General features: G+C 41.1%; 12 protein-coding genes and 1 pseudogene. 6 read left to right on the top strand and 7 right to left on the bottom strand.

Annotated elements, in window-relative coordinates:
• Positions 1 to 247: 247 nt before the first annotated feature.
• Both purQ and purS read right to left on the bottom strand, forming a co-directional pair.
• On the bottom strand, positions 248 to 919 hold the full coding sequence (gene purQ / locus RMY27_RS26260; RefSeq protein ID WP_322667806.1) for a phosphoribosylformylglycinamidine synthase subunit PurQ: 672 nt from the start codon (positions 917 to 919) through the stop codon (positions 248 to 250).
• Positions 920 to 1273: 354 nt separating this feature from the next.
• A complete protein-coding gene (gene purS / locus RMY27_RS26265) occupies positions 1274 to 1552 on the bottom strand; it encodes a phosphoribosylformylglycinamidine synthase subunit PurS (protein WP_322667807.1) in 279 nt (92 codons plus the stop codon).
• Between the two features lie 145 nt (positions 1553 to 1697).
• On the opposite strand from purS, the gene RMY27_RS26270 reads away from it, so the two are divergent.
• From RMY27_RS26270 to RMY27_RS26280, 3 genes are all read left to right on the top strand, one after another.
• Positions 1698 to 2102 carry a Fur family transcriptional regulator gene (locus RMY27_RS26270; RefSeq protein ID WP_322667808.1) on the top strand — a complete coding sequence of 135 codons (405 nt, stop codon included), beginning with the start codon at positions 1698 to 1700 and terminating at the stop codon, positions 2100 to 2102.
• A gap of 191 nt (positions 2103 to 2293) precedes the next feature.
• Positions 2294 to 2530, top strand: coding sequence for a hypothetical protein (locus RMY27_RS26275; RefSeq protein ID WP_322667809.1), 237 nt, complete (start codon positions 2294 to 2296; stop codon positions 2528 to 2530).
• Positions 2527 to 2949 carry a type II toxin-antitoxin system VapC family toxin gene (locus RMY27_RS26280; protein WP_322667810.1) on the top strand — a complete coding sequence of 141 codons (423 nt, stop codon included), beginning with the start codon at positions 2527 to 2529 and terminating at the stop codon, positions 2947 to 2949. Before RMY27_RS26275 ends, RMY27_RS26280 begins: the two co-directional genes overlap by 4 nt.
• Positions 2950 to 3025: 76 nt before the next feature.
• On the opposite strand, the gene RMY27_RS26285 is transcribed toward RMY27_RS26280, so the two are convergent.
• The 4 genes from RMY27_RS26285 to RMY27_RS26300 all read right to left on the bottom strand — a co-directional run bounded on the left by RMY27_RS26285 (position 3026) and on the right by RMY27_RS26300 (position 10239).
• Complete coding sequence (locus RMY27_RS26285; protein ID WP_322667811.1) at positions 3026 to 3595, bottom strand: Uma2 family endonuclease; 570 nt, start codon at positions 3593 to 3595, stop codon at positions 3026 to 3028.
• A 186-nt stretch (positions 3596 to 3781) separates the two neighbouring features.
• The gene (locus RMY27_RS26290) at positions 3782 to 8239 is read right to left on the bottom strand and encodes an NACHT domain-containing protein (protein ID WP_322667812.1); all 4458 of its coding nucleotides are present in this window, start codon (positions 8237 to 8239) and stop codon (positions 3782 to 3784) included.
• Between the two features lie 452 nt (positions 8240 to 8691).
• Positions 8692 to 9699, bottom strand: a complete 1008-nt coding sequence (locus RMY27_RS26295; RefSeq protein WP_322667813.1) for an SPFH domain-containing protein — start codon at positions 9697 to 9699, stop codon at positions 8692 to 8694.
• A gap of 105 nt (positions 9700 to 9804) precedes the next feature.
• On the bottom strand, positions 9805 to 10239 hold the full coding sequence (locus tag RMY27_RS26300) for an NfeD family protein (protein WP_322667814.1): 435 nt from the start codon (positions 10237 to 10239) through the stop codon (positions 9805 to 9807).
• Positions 10240 to 10473: 234 nt separating this feature from the next.
• On the opposite strand from RMY27_RS26300, the gene RMY27_RS26305 reads away from it, so the two are divergent.
• From RMY27_RS26305 to RMY27_RS26315, 3 genes are all read left to right on the top strand, one after another.
• Positions 10474 to 12474: a protein phosphatase 2C domain-containing protein gene (locus RMY27_RS26305; protein ID WP_322667815.1), complete on the top strand. Its 2001-nt coding sequence runs from the start codon at positions 10474 to 10476 to the stop codon at positions 12472 to 12474.
• Between the two features lie 762 nt (positions 12475 to 13236).
• Positions 13237 to 15669: an MASE1 domain-containing protein gene (locus tag RMY27_RS26310; RefSeq protein WP_322667816.1), complete on the top strand. Its 2433-nt coding sequence runs from the start codon at positions 13237 to 13239 to the stop codon at positions 15667 to 15669.
• Positions 15670 to 15727: 58 nt separating this feature from the next.
• The gene (locus tag RMY27_RS26315; protein ID WP_416212367.1) at positions 15728 to 16990 is read left to right on the top strand and encodes a response regulator; all 1263 of its coding nucleotides are present in this window, start codon (positions 15728 to 15730) and stop codon (positions 16988 to 16990) included.
• 152 nt (positions 16991 to 17142) lie between these two features.
• On the opposite strand, the pseudogene RMY27_RS26320 reads toward RMY27_RS26315, so the two are convergent.
• Positions 17143 to 17332: pseudogene (locus RMY27_RS26320) on the bottom strand (transposase-like zinc-binding domain-containing protein); the annotation flags it as partial.
• Positions 17333 to 17478 lie beyond the last annotated feature (146 nt).

Below are 17478 nucleotides of genomic sequence, written 5' to 3' on the forward strand. Positions count from 1 at the left end.
TGCGTAGGCGTAGCCCGCACCTCGACATGGTTCGGCTTCCTTCTCTACGAGAAACTGCGCCTTAAACGTAGCTATGCCGCAGGCTTTACGACTGCGCTCAAGGCATCACTAGCCTTTAACCCTTAATGCGTCCTACTTTGGTTGTAAAAAATGCTTCAAGTTCCCACTAACAAAATAAATCGCTGTCTGTAGAAAAATGTTTATCTATCTTACAGACAGCGATTGCAAAACGCTCAACTTATTTGCTCTACGCTAATGCCCCTACTTTCTCTAGTAAGCCTTGAAACAACCTTAAGCCGTCACTACCCCCTAGCATTGCGTCTGATGCCCTTTCTGGGTGCGGCATCATTCCCAACACATTACCCTGGCGATCGCTAATCCCGGCAATGTTGTTGAGTGAACCGTTGGGATTCTCCCCTTCATAGCGAAATATGACTTGTCCGTTATCTTCAATTTTTGCGAGAGTGGCTTTATCAGCGTAGAATCGCCCCTCTCCGTGGGCAATGGGCAAAGTGATAACTTCACCAGTTGTATAAGCTTGCGTCCATAGATTAGTACGTTCAACTTTCAAGGGGACGCGATCGCAAATAAAATGCAAATCCCGGTTTCTGGTTAACACCCCTGGTAAAAGTCCAGCTTCAGTTAATACCTGAAAGCCGTTGCAAATACCGAGGACAAACTTACCCTTTTGGGCGTGTTCCACAACCTGCTGCATCACGGGTGAAAAACGCGCGATCGCACCACAGCGCAGATAATCCCCGTAACTAAAGCCACCAGGAATAATCACGACATCCAAATCAGCAATATCTGTTTCTTGATGCCAAACCATGCGCGTTGGTTGCCCCAGTAAATCTCTGGTTACATAAGCAACATCGCGATCGCAATTAGAACCGGGAAAAACAACAACACCGAATTTCATGATTAGTTAGGGGAGTAGGGAGCAGGGGAGGCAGGGGGGCAGGGGAGCAGGGGAGCAGGCAGGGCTGATTCATTCCATTTCAAACAGGATTTGTCAAGATGGTTAGCAAGAAAATTGTAAGTAAGCGTGACGAAGAGATGAATATTTAAGCACTGAAATATCAGTAAAATAGTTGGTTTCATCGGCACGCTAGTAACAAAATAACTAATTTTTAATTGCTATAACCCTTGATTTTTAAAGCTCTTTGGGGAATGAAACAGCCCTGGGGGAGCAGGGGGGCAGGGGAGAAGTTGCAGTAAGTTTTTCCTCTCTGCCCCTCTGCCCCTCCGCACCTCTGCCTCTTATGCCCAGTCCCTAAAATACCCCGGTTTGAGTTTCGACCTCAATTAATTCAAAGCGGTAATTTTCAATTACGGGATTTGATAGCATTTGGTCACAAATGGTATCAAGGTCTTTACGCGCTTTCTTCTCATCAGTTGAGGTGATGGTGAGTTCAATGTACTTGCCAATCCGCACCTGGTCAACGTTATCGTATCCCAGTTGCTTAAGACCGGATTGTACTGCCACACCAGCGGGGTCTAAAACTGAAGGACGAAGGGTCACGAAAATTTTGGCTAGATACTTGGTTTGCACGGGCTTTTGCTGAATGCTGCGATCGCTATACTATAACTTTCTGTTCCAACTGAGTGAAAATAAGATTACGAAGCGGTTAAAGTTAATCGATCGATTAACTCATCTAACAGCTTCAAACTACAGTGGCATACTTAAATAATTGTCTATGAGAGCCATACGCACCCGCAGTCAAGAGCGTATTTTCAACCTGCTGAAAACTATCAAAAAAGGCATTTCCGCCCAAGATATTTACGTAGAACTACGTAATACAAATCAGAGCATGGGTTTAGCAACAGTTTACCGTTCTCTAGAAGCTTTAAAACTAGAAGGCATGGTACAAGTGCGGAATTTGGCTAACGGTGAAGCCCTCTATAGCCTAGCACAACAAGATAAACACCACCTTACTTGCTTGCAATGTGGTGTCTCAATTCCAATTAATCAATGCCCCGTTCATGACTTAGAAAACCAGCTAGAGTCAAGCCATAAGTTTAAAGTTTTTTACCACACTCTAGAGTTTTTTGGGTTGTGCAGTCAATGCCAGGTAAATCAAGCTACTGAGATTGGTCAATAGTCATATCAATTTTATATGGTGTTGCACTTTATTCTCCTACAAACTAAAGCCTGTGGCTACCAGAACATAGAAGCAAATCGGCTTCCCGCAGGGTAGCCTGCTTAGACGGCTAATGATATGAATTTTCATAAATAAATGGCGTGAGCAGGAAATTTTCTTTGCTCTTCAAGCTTAATTACAGGAGTAATGCAGTGTTGAGAATTAGCGTTGAAGAAGCAGCTATGAATTTAAAATCTCTTTTGGAACTAGTAGCTAGGGGAGAAGAAGTAATTTTGCTAGAGCAAGATAAAGCTGTCGCTCGTTTAGTTCCTCCGCTACAAAAAGAAGAACAATTAGCAAGTATGAAGCAATTTCGTGATTCCCTTGCGATTAAGGGTGAATCATTGAGTACAACTGTCATAAATGCACGTACAGAGGAACGTCGTTGATTTATTTAGATACAAGTGTCATTGCTCCTTTGTATTGGACAGAGGCTTTAAGCGATGCAGTTGAACAATTACTACTCAATAATGCTGAAGTAGGTTTAAGTCAGTTGGTTGAGGTTGAACTCGTTTCTGCTTTATCGCGTCGAGTCAGAATGCGAGAAATATCTCAGGAAGATGCAATAGCTATTGTAGAAAGGTTTCAATCAGATTTGGATAGTGGATTTTATACTCAAATTGCAGTGGAAACAGTTCACTATAATTTAGCGCGTGAGTGGATTAGTCGGTTTGATACACCATTGCGTACACTTGATGCTCTACATTTGACAATTGCATTTCAAAATAATATCCAATTGGTAACGGCTGACGAAGCTTTAGCAACAAGTGCTGAAATTTTAGGAGTTGAGGTTTTGTTACTGCGGTAAATCAACTTTCCTTTACAAATATTCATTTTCTATAATGATTCAGAAGTGCATTAGCGTCAGCTTACTGTTGCTTTATTCAAATAAAACTCAACCAACTAAATACATCTGCAACTGTTAATTGCCAATTTTCCAAAACACTCAAAACGGGTAATATATCTTGTTGTTCTTTTAATTCTGGTAATTTATTAGGTTCAAAAATCATGATTGACTCATCAGCAGAATCGAGCAACCAACCTAGCTTTGCTCCATTTTGAATAGAAAATGTAATTTTGCGGATAACTCGATTTGCTGATTGATCTGGTGAAAGAATTTCAATTATCCAATCTGGGGCAATTTCAAATTTATTGGCAATTCTACCTTTAGCATCAAGGGGAATTCTTTGCCATTCAAACACAGCAATATCCGGTACTATTGAACGACCTTCAAATGTACAGCGTAATTCAGGAAAGGCATAAGCAATCTTTTGCGGTTTAGCAATCTCATTAATAGCTGTGACTAAACTGCTTTGTAATGTACTGTGTTCTCCTTGCGGCATAGGCTTTTGGTATATTTTTCCGTTAAAATACTCGCTTGCTGGTTTTGTCTCTGCTAGTTGTAAGAACTTTTCTAAACTTAGTACTGTGGTTGGCTGAATAGATAATGTCATAATTTACAACTTATCAAAACTGGATTATTTCATTTATAGAAGAATGCGACAATTTAGTGCGTAGGCGTAGCCCGTCGTAGAGATCGTATTGTTTTCACTAGCCATTGTAATCTTATCAAATAGGTTAGATGAAATCGGAGCCGATGTCTACGATGGGCTAGCTTATCGTCAGGTATCACCTAAAATTTATTCTCCATCTTCCATAGCACCTAATGCTCTGAGAGTTGCTTTTTTAGATTCGGTTAAACCTGTAACGCCTGTAATGTTCATCTCTTCGTAAGGTCTTTTTGATCTAATAGTTCTTATACAATTACCTGTGCTAGTCTCCCAAAGCATTATTGTGCCATCACAACTACAACTAGCAAGCATTTTACTATCCAGACTAAAAGCAACTGAACGAATCCAAAGAGAATGACCTTGTAAAATTTTTAGGCATTTACCACTGTTTATATCCCAAAGTATTACAGTCTTGTCGTCTGCACCACTCGCTAGAGTTTTACCATCTGGACTAAAAGCAACTGCTGATACTGATTTGGTATGACCTTGTAAAGTTTTCCAGCATTCACCCGTTAAGGTACACCATAACCCAACGCTTTCATTAAAAGTACCACTAGCTAAAAGTTTACCATCTGCACTAAAAGCTATTGAACGCGTCCAAGAGCCCCTTCCGATTTCTAATGTTTTAAGACATTGGTTTGTATAAATATTCCATAGCTTTATCTTTCCGCCATAATTGCTAATAGCTAATGTTTCACCATCGGGGCTGAAAGCAACTGAGCGTATTGAGTGATTGTCTTCAAAAACTTTCCAGCATTCTCCCAGTTTAATATCCCATAATCTTACACTTCCGTCACCACTAACACTGGCAAGTATCTGAGCATTTGGGCAAAAAACGATTGATTGTACCCAATCACTATGTCCGCGCAAAATATTCAAACATTCTCCTGTGCGGAAATTCCATAATCTGACTGTTGTATCAGCACTACCGCTAGCAAGTATTTCACCATTTCTATCAAGAGCAACTGATTGCACCCAATTAGTATGACCTTGTAGAATTTTTACAGATTTACCAGTACTAACATTCCATAATTTTACTGTTGTCTCATCATCTGCACTAATAATTATTTCACTATTTAAGCTAAAAGCGATAGAGTTTATCCAAGTGCTGTGTCCCTGTAAAACTTTTTGGCATTCACCTGTCGCAACACTCCAAAATCTTAGTGTCTTGTCATAGCTACCGCTAACAAGAGTGTCTCCATCTGGACTAAAAGCAATTGAACGTACTGAATTAAAGTGTCCTTTTAATATTTTTAGATATTCACCCGTTTTTACATCCCAAAATCTGATATTTTGGTCGCCGCTACTAGCAACTATTTTACTATCAGGGCTAAAAGCAACTATTAATGATGAGATATCATGCCCTTGCAAGGTTAAATTACATTCGCCTGTATTCACGTTCCATAATTTTATAGTTTCATCATAACTACCACTTGCAAGCATTTTAGCGTCTGGACTAAAAATAACTGATTTTACTGAGTTTCTATGTCCTTCTAAAGTTTTTAAACATTGGCTAGTTTGAATATCCCATAATTTTATCGTGCGATCAGCACTACTACTAGCAAGCATCTCACCATCTGGACTAAATACAATTGAGTGTACTAAATTAGTATGCCCCAGCAAAATCTGTAAGCATTTACCAGTTTGAATATCCCATAATCTCACTGTTTGGTCATTACTGCCACTAGCAAGAATCTTACCTTTAGGACAAAAAGCAACTGAATTTATAAAACTATTGTGTCCTTGTAAAATTGTTAAGCATTTACCAGTGCGGGTATCCCATAGCCTAATTGTCCCATCGTGACTACTGCTAGCAACTTTATTGCTATCGTGACTAAAGTCAACTGAAACTATTCCGCCAGTATGTCCATTAAAAGTCAAAATTTCTTCGCCAGTAGCAACTTTCCATATCCGAACAATGCCTTCACCATCACCAGTAACTACAAATTGACTATCAAAACTATACGCAACTGAGAAAATTGCACCAAATACTTTAGTAAAAATACTATCAACCAAATTTGCTTGTGCAAGATTAACATGATGCAAGCTAGCCTCACTAAAATCAGCACCTTTAAGTACAGCACCGCTTAAATTTCTTCCATCCAAAGCAAACTTGTCAATCTTTACCAAAATGGTTGCTGCATTTCCCCCAACATAACCAACTTCATCCTCACTTTTCCCCCGCGTCTCTTCAATAATCTTAATTACTGACTCTTTAGCCTCAACATCAATCATCCCTACCAGCAAATCCATTACTGCTTTTGTTAAAGGTGCTTGACCAAAAGTCACCCTCAATTTTTCTAACGATTCACTTATAAATCCCTTCAATGCTGGAGTTGGCAAAATCTCTCCAGCCGTATTTACCTGACGACTGAAATAAGCAGACCAACTATAATCAACAGGTGCAGCATCATGATTTATCTGGAACCGCACCCGCGCTAATTCAGTAAAATCACTTGCTAAAGCTCCAAGCTCTGCTGCAAATTTATACGCCACAAAAAACTCTAACAGCGACCGATGTGCTGGAGTATAGTCACCATCAGCATTGCGGATGAGCATTGTTTGCCCCATCATGTCGTAATGCCAGTGGTCTAAATCCTTCTCTTCTTGCACTACCGAACCAAATAACCGCCGAATTCTGTCAGGGAAAAGCCGATAATTGAGGCTCATTTCGTCTGTAGACAGCATTTCCCAAGAAAGTTCGCACAAAAAGTATAGCTTTTCTGCCAAAGAAGTAAAAGTACGATCGCTCTTAATATCCCGTTCCATTTTCCGCCGCACAGCGTACAAGTAAACCCGCGACATATCCACAGGTTTACCCGCCTCAATATCTGGCAAAGCTTCCAAAATTAACTCTGTCATCACCGGACGACGGGCTAAATCCAATAATTGCGGATTTCCCATTACTTGTTCAACCGTTGCAGCTTCCGTTTGGTGCGACAACACCAGCCGAATTTGCTCGTCGTTAAATTTCTCCAGTTCCAGTACTTCAAACTGCGGTGTTTCACCCGTCAGTTGCTTGGTAGATGCTTGCAACTCGGCATTGAGTAAAGCGCGTCCTTCCTTTGCGTCGGGAAAATGTTCAGTGCGACAAGTCAGCACAACCTTGGCACCGGGAACCACCACTTTTGCCAGTTCCCAAAAGTTATTAATCATCTGCTGACGGTCAACTTTTGCTGCCATTTCGTCAAAACCATCGAAAATTAGCAGCAATTTACCCATGCGGTTCAGTTGGTCAAATACTTCGCTAGTTAAACGAATATTATGTTGTGTAAAAAAGAACCCTGCTAAAACGTTCTCGACATTTATTGCTTTGGCAAAATCTCGCAGCGTAATTACCAAAGGCAAACGGGGACGCTCAACACCACGTTTTTGGGCATCTCGGTAACGTTGCAATGCCACCCAAGCATAATGGAAGGCAAACCAAGTTTTCCCCGTACCAAATTCTCCTAGTATAGAAATATGCTCTTTGGCGGGATCGTCCAACCACATATCAATATAACCATCAATCCAACCATCGCGATCGCTATAATGGCTGATGCCAATACGCTGTTTAGTATCGGGGTCAATTTCCTCTTTTGTACAAGCTAGAGGAACGTATTTTGTATCGATTTGCCGCCGGATAATTTCCGCTTCTAACCAATCGAGATAATCACTAAAATCAGCATCTTGGTCAATGAGTTCGTCAAAAGTGTAACAACCTAAGTGGCGATTTTCCTCCTTTTCCACCTCATTCCGCGCCGCGCGGGCAATGCGTCTTGCTGTTACTAACCAACCTTCATCAGTTCTCTGCTGCTCCACAGAAGAACGCAAAACAGCAACATCCTTGAGTCCAACTTCCCCCTCAATTCCCCGGATGAGAATGCGGTCATATCGGTTACGCCGCGTTGGTACATTAATAATCCACTCAAAATATGAATCACCCCAAATTTCATACTTTTCAAAGCGGTAGCCCAAGGTTTCAAACCAGCCGCGCATTTGTTGAGCTAAAGCTATAGCTCGACATTGATTTTCGGTGGATGTTTCGGCTTCCAGCAATGCTGGGGGATTCTGTGCAGCCAACCGCGCTATTTCTGTACGAATACCTTCTAAAGTCGGCAACCTGTCAAGTATTTCTTGGATATTTACAATGCGTTTTTGCAAAGAGCCAATTTGTTGACTCATTAATGTATCTGCTGGGTTGCGAGTGCGTTTAGCAACTTCCGCAAAAACAATATAAAACGCGGCAACTTCTCGTCTAATGTCAATTCCCAAACTTCTAATGTCATCACCCAACGAGTATGCATCAAGCGAAGCATCAACCTCAGAAAGCAAAATTGAGGGATTATTATGGTCAAATGCTTTACGGAAAGCCTGTTTTATTGCTTCTTGGCGAAAAAGTTCTAAACAAGGCTTGGGTTTCCCAACACCATACTCTACCAGGGTGTATGCGTAAACCCCACTAAAATCTGCTGGTGGATGCTCTGGATCGAGGTTAAACTGCTGAAGTAATTTAATTACAGTCTCATTGCGCTGAATTTTTTCCTTAATTAAAGGATTTGCGATCGCAATAATAGCGTTGATGACCTGTTCTGGGTTAATTATCATTAGTCATTAGTCATTAGTCATTGGTAGGTTTTACGCACAAGAGATCCCCCAACCCCCTTAAAAAGTTGGCTCTTTCAGCTCCCTCCTTTTTTAAGGCTACGGTGTACACACAAGTTATCGAATCACTACCAGTCCTCGAATTACCCCACCCTAACCCTCCCCGTATGTATTGGGGAGGGAACGAGATTCTCTTGTTTCCCCCCTTTCCAAGGGCAGGGAACGACGAGATTCTCTTGTTTCCCCCCTTTCCAAGGGCAGGGAACGACGAGATTCTCTTGTTTCCCCCCAATGCATCGGGGGGATTAAGGGGGGTAATTCGATTTGTGTGTACACCGTAGCCTTAAAAAGGGGGGTTAGGGGGGATCGAGGTTTCAGGTTTTGACTGCGTAAGTCCTAATTGGAAAGAGACAAAGAGACAAGTTTCTTGTCCTCTTGCCCCCTTGTCCCCACTTCTAACTAGGGCGGTTATTTTCTAATCCTGGGATTTGCTTAGAAAACAGCTCGTTAGAGTCAACCTGACCATTTGAGATAACGGAACGCATACCCTCGAAAGCAGCAGGAATAGTGCGCGGATCTATAAATAATACCTTGCTGCTATCGCTTTTACCAATTGTCGCGCCCATATCCAAATAGCCCAAGGCAAACAGTACTTCCACTGCTTTATTGGCATTAGAGTTAGTGTGGAGCTTTTGAGCAATAATTTCTGCTGATTCTGCGATCGCTTGGGCTTTCAGAACTTGCTGCTGACGTTCCGCTTGAGCCTTCAAAATGATCGCCTTTTGTTCAGCTTCCGCTTGCAAAATTACCGATTTTTGACGAGCTTCCGCATCCAATATTTGCGCCTCAGCTTTACCTCTGGCGCTATTGACAGCAGCTTCGCGATCGCCCTCAGAAGTTAAAATTGCTGCCCGTTTGCGTCGTTCTGCCGACATTTGCAATTCCATCGATTCACGCACAGCTTGAGACGGAATAATATCTCGCAGTTCTACCCGTGTCACTTTTACACCCCAAGGATCGGTAGCAACATCCAAATCCTGTAATAAAAGCTCACTGATATGAGAACGAGCAGTAAAGGTTTGATCCAACTCCAGTTGTCCCATTTCGGCGCGAATTTGAGTCAGCACCATGTTTACCATTGCCGACTGGAGATTTTCTACCTTGTACCAGGCTTTTTCCATATCCACGATGCGCCAGTAAAACACCGCATCTACCTCAATGCCAACGTTGTCACGAGTGATGCACTGTTGAGGAGGAATATCTAAGACTTTTTCTTTAATAGTTTCTCGGTAAACAATTCTATCTAGGAAAGGAACGACAAAGTTTAGTCCTGGTTCCAGCTTTTTGTTATAACTACCCAATCTTTCCACCAAAGCTTGATTGCCCTGATTGACGACTTTCACCGAACCTGCCACAGCAGAACCACCAAGAGCTAAAAATACTAGTAAAAAGAACTGTTCCATTGTAAATCTCCTAATTTTTAATAAAAGAAGTGCGGAGTGGAAGATATGAGTGAGCAGAGAAATTAGAGTAAAAAGAACTATTGAATTGTGACAAATGACAAATACTTAAGAATTCAACAGATTTTCCGGTACAACAATCAAAGTAGTACCTTCCCTCCTAACCACATAAACTCTTTGATGGGGTGGTATGGTAAATTTGTCATCGTCACATCTTGCTTGCCAAGAATTTCCCTCATACCGCACCCGCCCTGTTTTCCCAGGCAGAATTTCTGTTAAGGTTTCAGCTATGACTGCATCCCGAATTTTTGATTTGCGTTGTCTTGGTTGCAAAAACCGACGAGAAAGCACGATTAGCACCGTGGAAAGCAAGAGCCAAACCACAATTTGCAACCATACACTTCCCATACCCACTCTAGACAGCAGCGCCACCACAAAAGCGCTAATTCCCATCATGAAGGCGACAAACGCCGATGGTAAGAACAGTTCTGTTAAACACAGAACTGCTCCTGCCAGAAGCCAGATTAAGGTAAAACTTGGCATAGCGCCATCCTAGTCTCTACATTATTGACGTAAATGCATTTCTACGATTAGATACAGCCAGACATAAGTTATTTACAGAAAACAAAACTGGGTATTTCTACCAATAATTTTGATTAATTTCAGTAACAAGGTGTAGTTAGCGGTACACAAGTCCAGTTTATTCTAGCCTTCAATTCATTGCCAGCTAAAGTTAATCGAAGTTTATGTATAAAGAAGAATTCTGACTCCTATTTTATGATTTCTACTCAACTGATAATTTTTTGTATAAATCCACGCTGTAATAGCCCCATTAATCCTATGGGAGATAACGTTTGTGCTAGTTGCCAAACTCCTTTAGTTCACCGCTATCTTTGGGCGACTGGCTCATTGTCTGCTTACATCCCACCAGGGACAAAGGTAGCAGATAGGTATGAGGTAATTAAACAACAGATTTGGCTGGATACTCAACCGGGGCTGCCGCCAGATGTACCGGAAGAATTGCCAACCGAAGTAATTCCTTATTTACAATTATATGAAGAGCGGTTACATCTGCCCCAGGCTTATGGGTTTGTTAGTAATCTTGAGCAAGATACAACTGATATTCTCTTATTGGAAAATGCGCCGATAGATAAGACAGGAAATATCTATCCAACTATTGTTGAGGCTTGGGAAGAAGCCACGGCAGTACGACAAGTTTATTGGTTGTGGCAAATTCTTCAACTTTGGACACCTCTAGCAGAATTGGGACTTAGCCGCAGTTTACTAGTAATAGACAACTTGCGAGTCGAAGGTTGGTGTGTGCGACTTTTGGAACTCTACCAAACACCAGATGATAAAAAGTTGAGTTTACAAAATCTGGGGGAGTGTTGGCAGTTTTGGGTAGCTTCTGCAAAAGCATCAGTAGCTAAAGGGTTACAAAACATTGTCCAGGAGATGTGTGAAACTGAGATTGAGTTAGAGGCGATTAATATTCAACTCAATAATTTACTACTAGCAGCTGCGGCAGAATTGCCATTAGTTTTAAAGGTGGCAGGTTCTACAGATATTGGCCCGATGATGGCGCAAAATGAAGATGCTTGCTATCCCAATAGTTTGACTGATTTAGATGAACCTTTATTGCGCCACTTGTCGATTGTTTGCGATGGCATTGGCGGGCACGAAGGCGGTGAAGTTGCAAGTCAATTGGCAGTGCAGTCTGTAAAGTTACAAATTCGCGCTTTACTAACTGAGGTGACAGAACAAACTGCACTTGTACCACCTGAGTTGTTACAGGAACAATTAGAAGCGAGCTTACGGGTAGTAAATAATGTAATTTGTGCCCGCAATAACGAGCAAAAACGCCAAGGCAGAGAACGCATGGCTACAACTATTGTCATGGCGTTGCAAGTTCCACAACGAGTCCAGACAAGTACTGGGTGGCAATCAAATAATACCCATGAGCTTTACTTGGCTAATGTTGGTGATAGCCGTGCCTATTGGATTACTCGCAATTATTGCCAGCTACTGACAGTAGATGATGATGTGGCAACGCGAGAAGTACGCTTTGCTAAAAGCTTGTATCGAAAGGCACTTCTCAGACCAGATGCGAGTGCCTTAACTCAAGCATTGGGGACAAGAAATTCAGAATTTTTGCGTCTTAAGATTCAGCGATTTATTCTGGAAGAAGATGGCATTTTGCTACTGTGTTCTGATGGTTTAAGTGATAATAACTGGGTAGAACAATCTTGGCAGGATTATGCAACACCCGTGTTAGCAGGGCAAATGACAGTTGAAGATGCTGTCCGCAACTGGATTAACTTGGCAAACGAAAAAAATGGGCGTGATAATACTTCGGTTGTTCTCACTTATTGCCGTGTCTCTCCAGAATACTTAGTACCTGTGACTCCGGCGTTGCCAGAAGAAATTATAGAAGCAGAAATACAGGAAGAAGAACTAGAGGAACTAGAGGAACTAGAAGAATTAAAAGAATTAGAAGAACCAACTTCTTTTACAGAAAGTTCGCAAGCTTTGCTAGACTTGGATCTAGATTTGGATCTTTCAGAGGAACCACCTCTCAATCCAGAAATTTCACCAACTTTAATTACAAAGCCGAAGCGGGGTAAACCTTTAGTGATGCTGGGGGTAGGGTTGGCGTTGCTTGTAGGGGGTACAAGTCTGGGATTATTTGCTTGGTGGCAAATTAATCCTCAAGGATTACAGCAGATGTGTCGGCAATTTCCCCAAAAAGTACAGTCAGTGTGTCCGAGTAAGAAGTAAGTTATACCGAAATGTTCTAATGTTGATGAGAAATATTCCAGTATTGATAAGGAATCTTGTAATGTTGATGAGAAATATTACAACATTCCTTATGGATATTGTAATATTGATGAGAAATGTTGCAATGTTTGGGAGAAATATTACAACCTTCCTTATAGATGTTGTAATGCTGATGAGGAATATTGCAATGTTTGGGAGAAATGTTGCAATCTTGACAAGAACAACTTAACGCTAAACCCGCTTGGTGACAACGTTTTTAAGCATTTTTCACTTTCCTTATGATCTGGGGAATGGGTTTGCGGGTAAAGGGGAAAGGATGTATTCAAAACCTTTCCCCTTTCCCCTTTACCCGAACCGTATTGCAACAGCGTCTATTTGACCCTTTTTTACGACCAAACCAGTAGGTAAGGGAATTGGTTTAGGAATGTTAATTAGCTATCAAAAAATTATCACAGAAAAACATCAAGGACATTAGACCTGCCTTGAAAATAAGGCAGAAGGCAGGAGGCAGGAGGAAAAGACATTTTCATTGTTCCTTGTGAGCGTAGCTCATGGAGTCTCTTGCAAAAATATATTTTTGCACTCTTAGGGAAAAGGATGCATGTTAAAGGGAAAGGATTTTGAAGACCTGAATCCTTACGGTATGACAGCTATGCCATATCTATTCTTGATGATAAAAGTCACAACTACTTTTGGGAATTATAAACTGGACAACCTGTGTTGAGGGTTACTGGCCTTCAGCTATCTGCACGGAGATAAGAAATGCAGCAAACTCGCGATCAGCAGCAATTCCTACCCAAGCTGGATCGTCCATTTATAATAGCAGCACTGACTATTCCTATTGTTCACCTCGGACTGGGATACATAGGTTTATCCATGACATTTGTCGGTGGTGCGTCAGCATTTTGGCCTTCATTCGGTGTGTTTTTAGCAGGAATGTTATTGGTAGGCTATCGGGTCTGGCCCATCATATTTTTGAGTGATTTTATTGTTAGTTATACTCTCTTTTTTAAGAACAATCTTTTACTTAGTACTATCATTCCGGCTGTCAACTTAATTACTCCTTTCGTAGCAACTTTTTTAATTCATAAGTTTATCAGGCGTCGCCATTTTTTAGAGCGATCGCAAGATATTTTTAAATTTATGGTTCTGACTATACCCAGCCCCCTAATCAGTTCCATCTTGGCTGCACTAACACTTTGTATTAGTGGTATTGCACCTTGGTCAATATTTACTAACGTTTGTCGAACTTGGCTGACATCAGACAGCACAGGTATTTTAATTGTTACACCTTTAGTGCTGGCATGGTTGCAAAAATCTCCATCGCCGAGAAGCTTCCATCGGCGACAAATTATCGAGCTTGCATTCGTCTTATTGTCAATGATGACGATTGTTCGGGTCGCTTTTTCAGGGGGATACCCAATCGAATACATGATCATTCCGCCGTTAATTTGGACGGCATTTCGATTTGAAGCGCGGATATCGACTCTAGCTGTACTTATTGTGTCAGCGATCGCGGTTTTTGGTACTGTTAAAGGCTTTGGTTCGTTTGCTAAACAACTTTCACCGAATGAATCGCTCATCTTGTTGCAATCATTCATTTGTGTAATTGCTATCACTACCTTTGTTATCTCTGCGGTAACTAGTGAAAACCAAAGATCAGCAATGATACTGCGGCAAACCAATGATGAACTAGAGCGACGAGTTGAAGAACGAACTGCCCAACTCAACGAAGCAAAAACTGTTGCCGAAGTTGCCAATCAAGCCAAAAGTGAATTTCTCGCCAACATGAGCCACGAATTACGAACTCCACTTAATGGCATCCTCGGTTATACTCAAATTCTCCAACGTACTGAAACCTTGTCCGACAAAGGATACAAAGGAATTGAAATTATCCATCAATGCGGCTTTCATCTGTTAACTTTAATTAATGACGTGCTGGATTTGTCTAAAATCGAAGCCCGCAAAATGGAGTTGCATCCCATCGATTTCCATTTTCCTTCGTTTCTAGAAGGAGTAGTCGAAATCTGTCGCATTAAAGCCGATCAAAAAGTTATTTCCTTCACCTATCAGCCTGACTCTCAACTCCCGGTTGGTATCCACGCCGATGAGAAAAGACTGCGGCAAGTTCTGATTAATCTTTTGGGTAACGCAGTCAAGTTTACAGATAAAGGAGGGGTGACTTTAAAAGTAAACGTTATTAATCATTCGTCCAGAGTCAGTAGTCAAGAAACGGAACAAATAACTAATTATAAAATTCGTTTTCAAGTAGAAGATACAGGGGTTGGGATGACATCGATGCAATTGCAGAAAATCTTCCTTCCCTTTGAGCAAGTAGGAGACATCAAACGACAATCTGAAGGATCAGGTTTAGGATTAGCTATTAGTCAAAAAATTGTTTACCTCATGGGTAGTACTTTGGAAGTTGAAAGTCAAATTGGTCAAGGTAGTATTTTCTGGTTTGAAGTAGAGTTACCAGAAGCAAAACAATGGGCTGCAAGTTCCAGAGTAATGCAGCAAGGAGCTATTACAGGCTATCAAGGCAAAAAACGCAGCATTTTAGTAGTAGATGACAAGTGGGAAAACCGTTCGGTAATCCTTAATTTATTAGAACCAATTGGATTTGAGTTAATAGAAGCTAGTAATGGACAAGAGGGGATTGATCGGGCTGTTACATCTCAACCTGACTTGATCGTCACTGATTTAGTTATGCCTGTAATGGATGGCTTTGATCTGATTCGGTATATCAAGCAATCTGCTCAGTTAAAAAATATAGCAATAATTGCTTCTTCTGCAAGTGTGTTTGACAGCGATCAAAATCGTAGTTTAAATGTTGGTGCGGATGCTTTTTTATCTAAACCTGTTGTAGCTGAAGTTTTGCTGGAATTACTGCGATTAAAATTAAATTTGGTATGGATTTATGCACCAAAATTGGAAGTTGATTTAGAGTGCAACCAAACTAAGATTCAGTCGGATTCTCAGAATATCTCTTTACCTTCAATTGATATCTTGACTAGCTTGTATGAGTTAGCAAAAGATGGCAATGTTGATGAGATATTGCATGAAACCAATAATTTAAAGAGTAATCATCCTGTTTATTTTGATTTTGCTCAACAAGTAATCCAACTTGCCGAGAATTTCCAAATTAGGAAATTGCGAGAGGCATTAAATCAATGGATAGCTCAGTCAAAATAAACTGTAAGTAATCCTTAATAAAATTTGTGGTTCTGTTAATTCATTTTATAAAAAACATTTGATAACCATGAAAAACTCTGATTTTGTTTTAATTGTTGATGATAATCCAACTAATTTGTCAGTACTATCACAAGCACTAAAAAGTGCAGGTTTCGCGGTTAGAGTCGCCGAAGATGGAGAAAGTGCGATCGAAATGGTGCGGCATAAACCACCTGCTCTAATTTTGTTAGATGTGCAAATGCCGGGAATAGATGGGTTTGAGACTTGCCAGAAACTTAAAGCTGATCCATTAACGCAAAACATCCCAATTATTTTTATGACAGCGTTGGCTGATACTGGAAATATGGTGAAAGGGTTCTCGTTAGGAGCCGTTGATTACATTCCCAAACCTTTTGAACAAGCAGAAGTGATTGCCAGAGTGCGAATGCATTTGCAACTGAAGCAATTAACCGATAATCTTGAACAAATGGTTACAGAGCGAACGACAGCATTACAAAAGGCACAAGTGCAACTGGTGCAACAAGAAAAGCTTTCAATGCTTGGTCAATTGGTAGCAGGTGTAGCACATGAAATGAATAATCCTATTAGCTGCATTGTTAGTAATATTCATCCTGCTCAAGAGTATATTGCCGATCTCACTCATATCCTGCAATTATGTCAGGAAAATTATTCCCAGCTACCGCCTGTCATTCAGAATGCGATCGCTCAAACAGATTTAGACTTTCTCTTAGAAGATTTGCCCAAACTCCTCAATTCTATGCAGGTTAGCACAGAACGAATTAAAGAAATATCCGTGTCGCTGCGAAACTTTGCCCGGATTGACACATCGGTAAAGGTTAAGTTTGATGTTCATGAGGGACTTGACGATACATTATTAATCCTGCGACATCGTTTTAAAGGGTTGGGACAGCAACCTGAAATTAAAGTCGTCAGAAAATACGCTTCCTTACCAAAGGTTGAGTGCTATCCAGGACAACTCAATCAAGTGTTCATGAATATCTTAGCTAATGCTGTAGATGCTTTAGAAGATGTTTGGCAGCAGGGCAAGCGAGTCAATGATTCCCTAGCAATCAATATCTTTACAGAGATGTCCAGCCCTGGATATCTAACGATTCGGATTGCCGATAATGGCATTGGCATGACAGAGGAGGTGAGGCAACAAATTTTTAATTATCTATTCACAACGAAAACAGTTGGTAAAGGTACTGGACTGGGATTGGCGATCGCTTATCAAATTGTAGTAGAAAAGCATGGTGGAGCAATTAAGGTTAATTCCACACTCAATCAAGGAACTGAATTTGCAATCATGTTGCCTTTGTAGGACTTACATAGTCAACTCTGACAAACCACACCATCCCCATCCCTATCAAGCCTGTGCCGATCCAATACTTTTCGGTTAAGGGGGAAAGGGGAAAGGGAAAGGGTTTGATATTTACCTTTACCCCTTCCCCTTTAACCTTTACCCAGACCAACTTGCTTCAATTCCTCAGAATATCCTTTCGGCGGATTGTACAAATCAATAAATTGGCGTTCGCGTTCGCGTAGCGTCTCGTAGAGAAGCGGGGCGGAACGCACCTCGCACGATACGCAAATGTAATGCAAGTTTACCTCTTTGCTTTCCGTTCTTACGAATTTCCGTAGATCCGCAGTATGGACATTGCACAGTAGATGGCCTCAATTCATCCTTCTATAGCCGTAGTCACACAGATTAGGACAGTGTTGATTGCTCAAAGTCTTGAAAAAACTGGATTTTTACTCAGCACTTAGCACTCAGCACTCAGCACTCAGCACTCAGCACTCAGCACTCAG

This window comes from Nostoc sp. DedQUE09 (assembly GCF_034530915.1).
In the GTDB taxonomy this organism is placed as follows: domain Bacteria; phylum Cyanobacteriota; class Cyanobacteriia; order Cyanobacteriales; family Nostocaceae; genus Nostoc.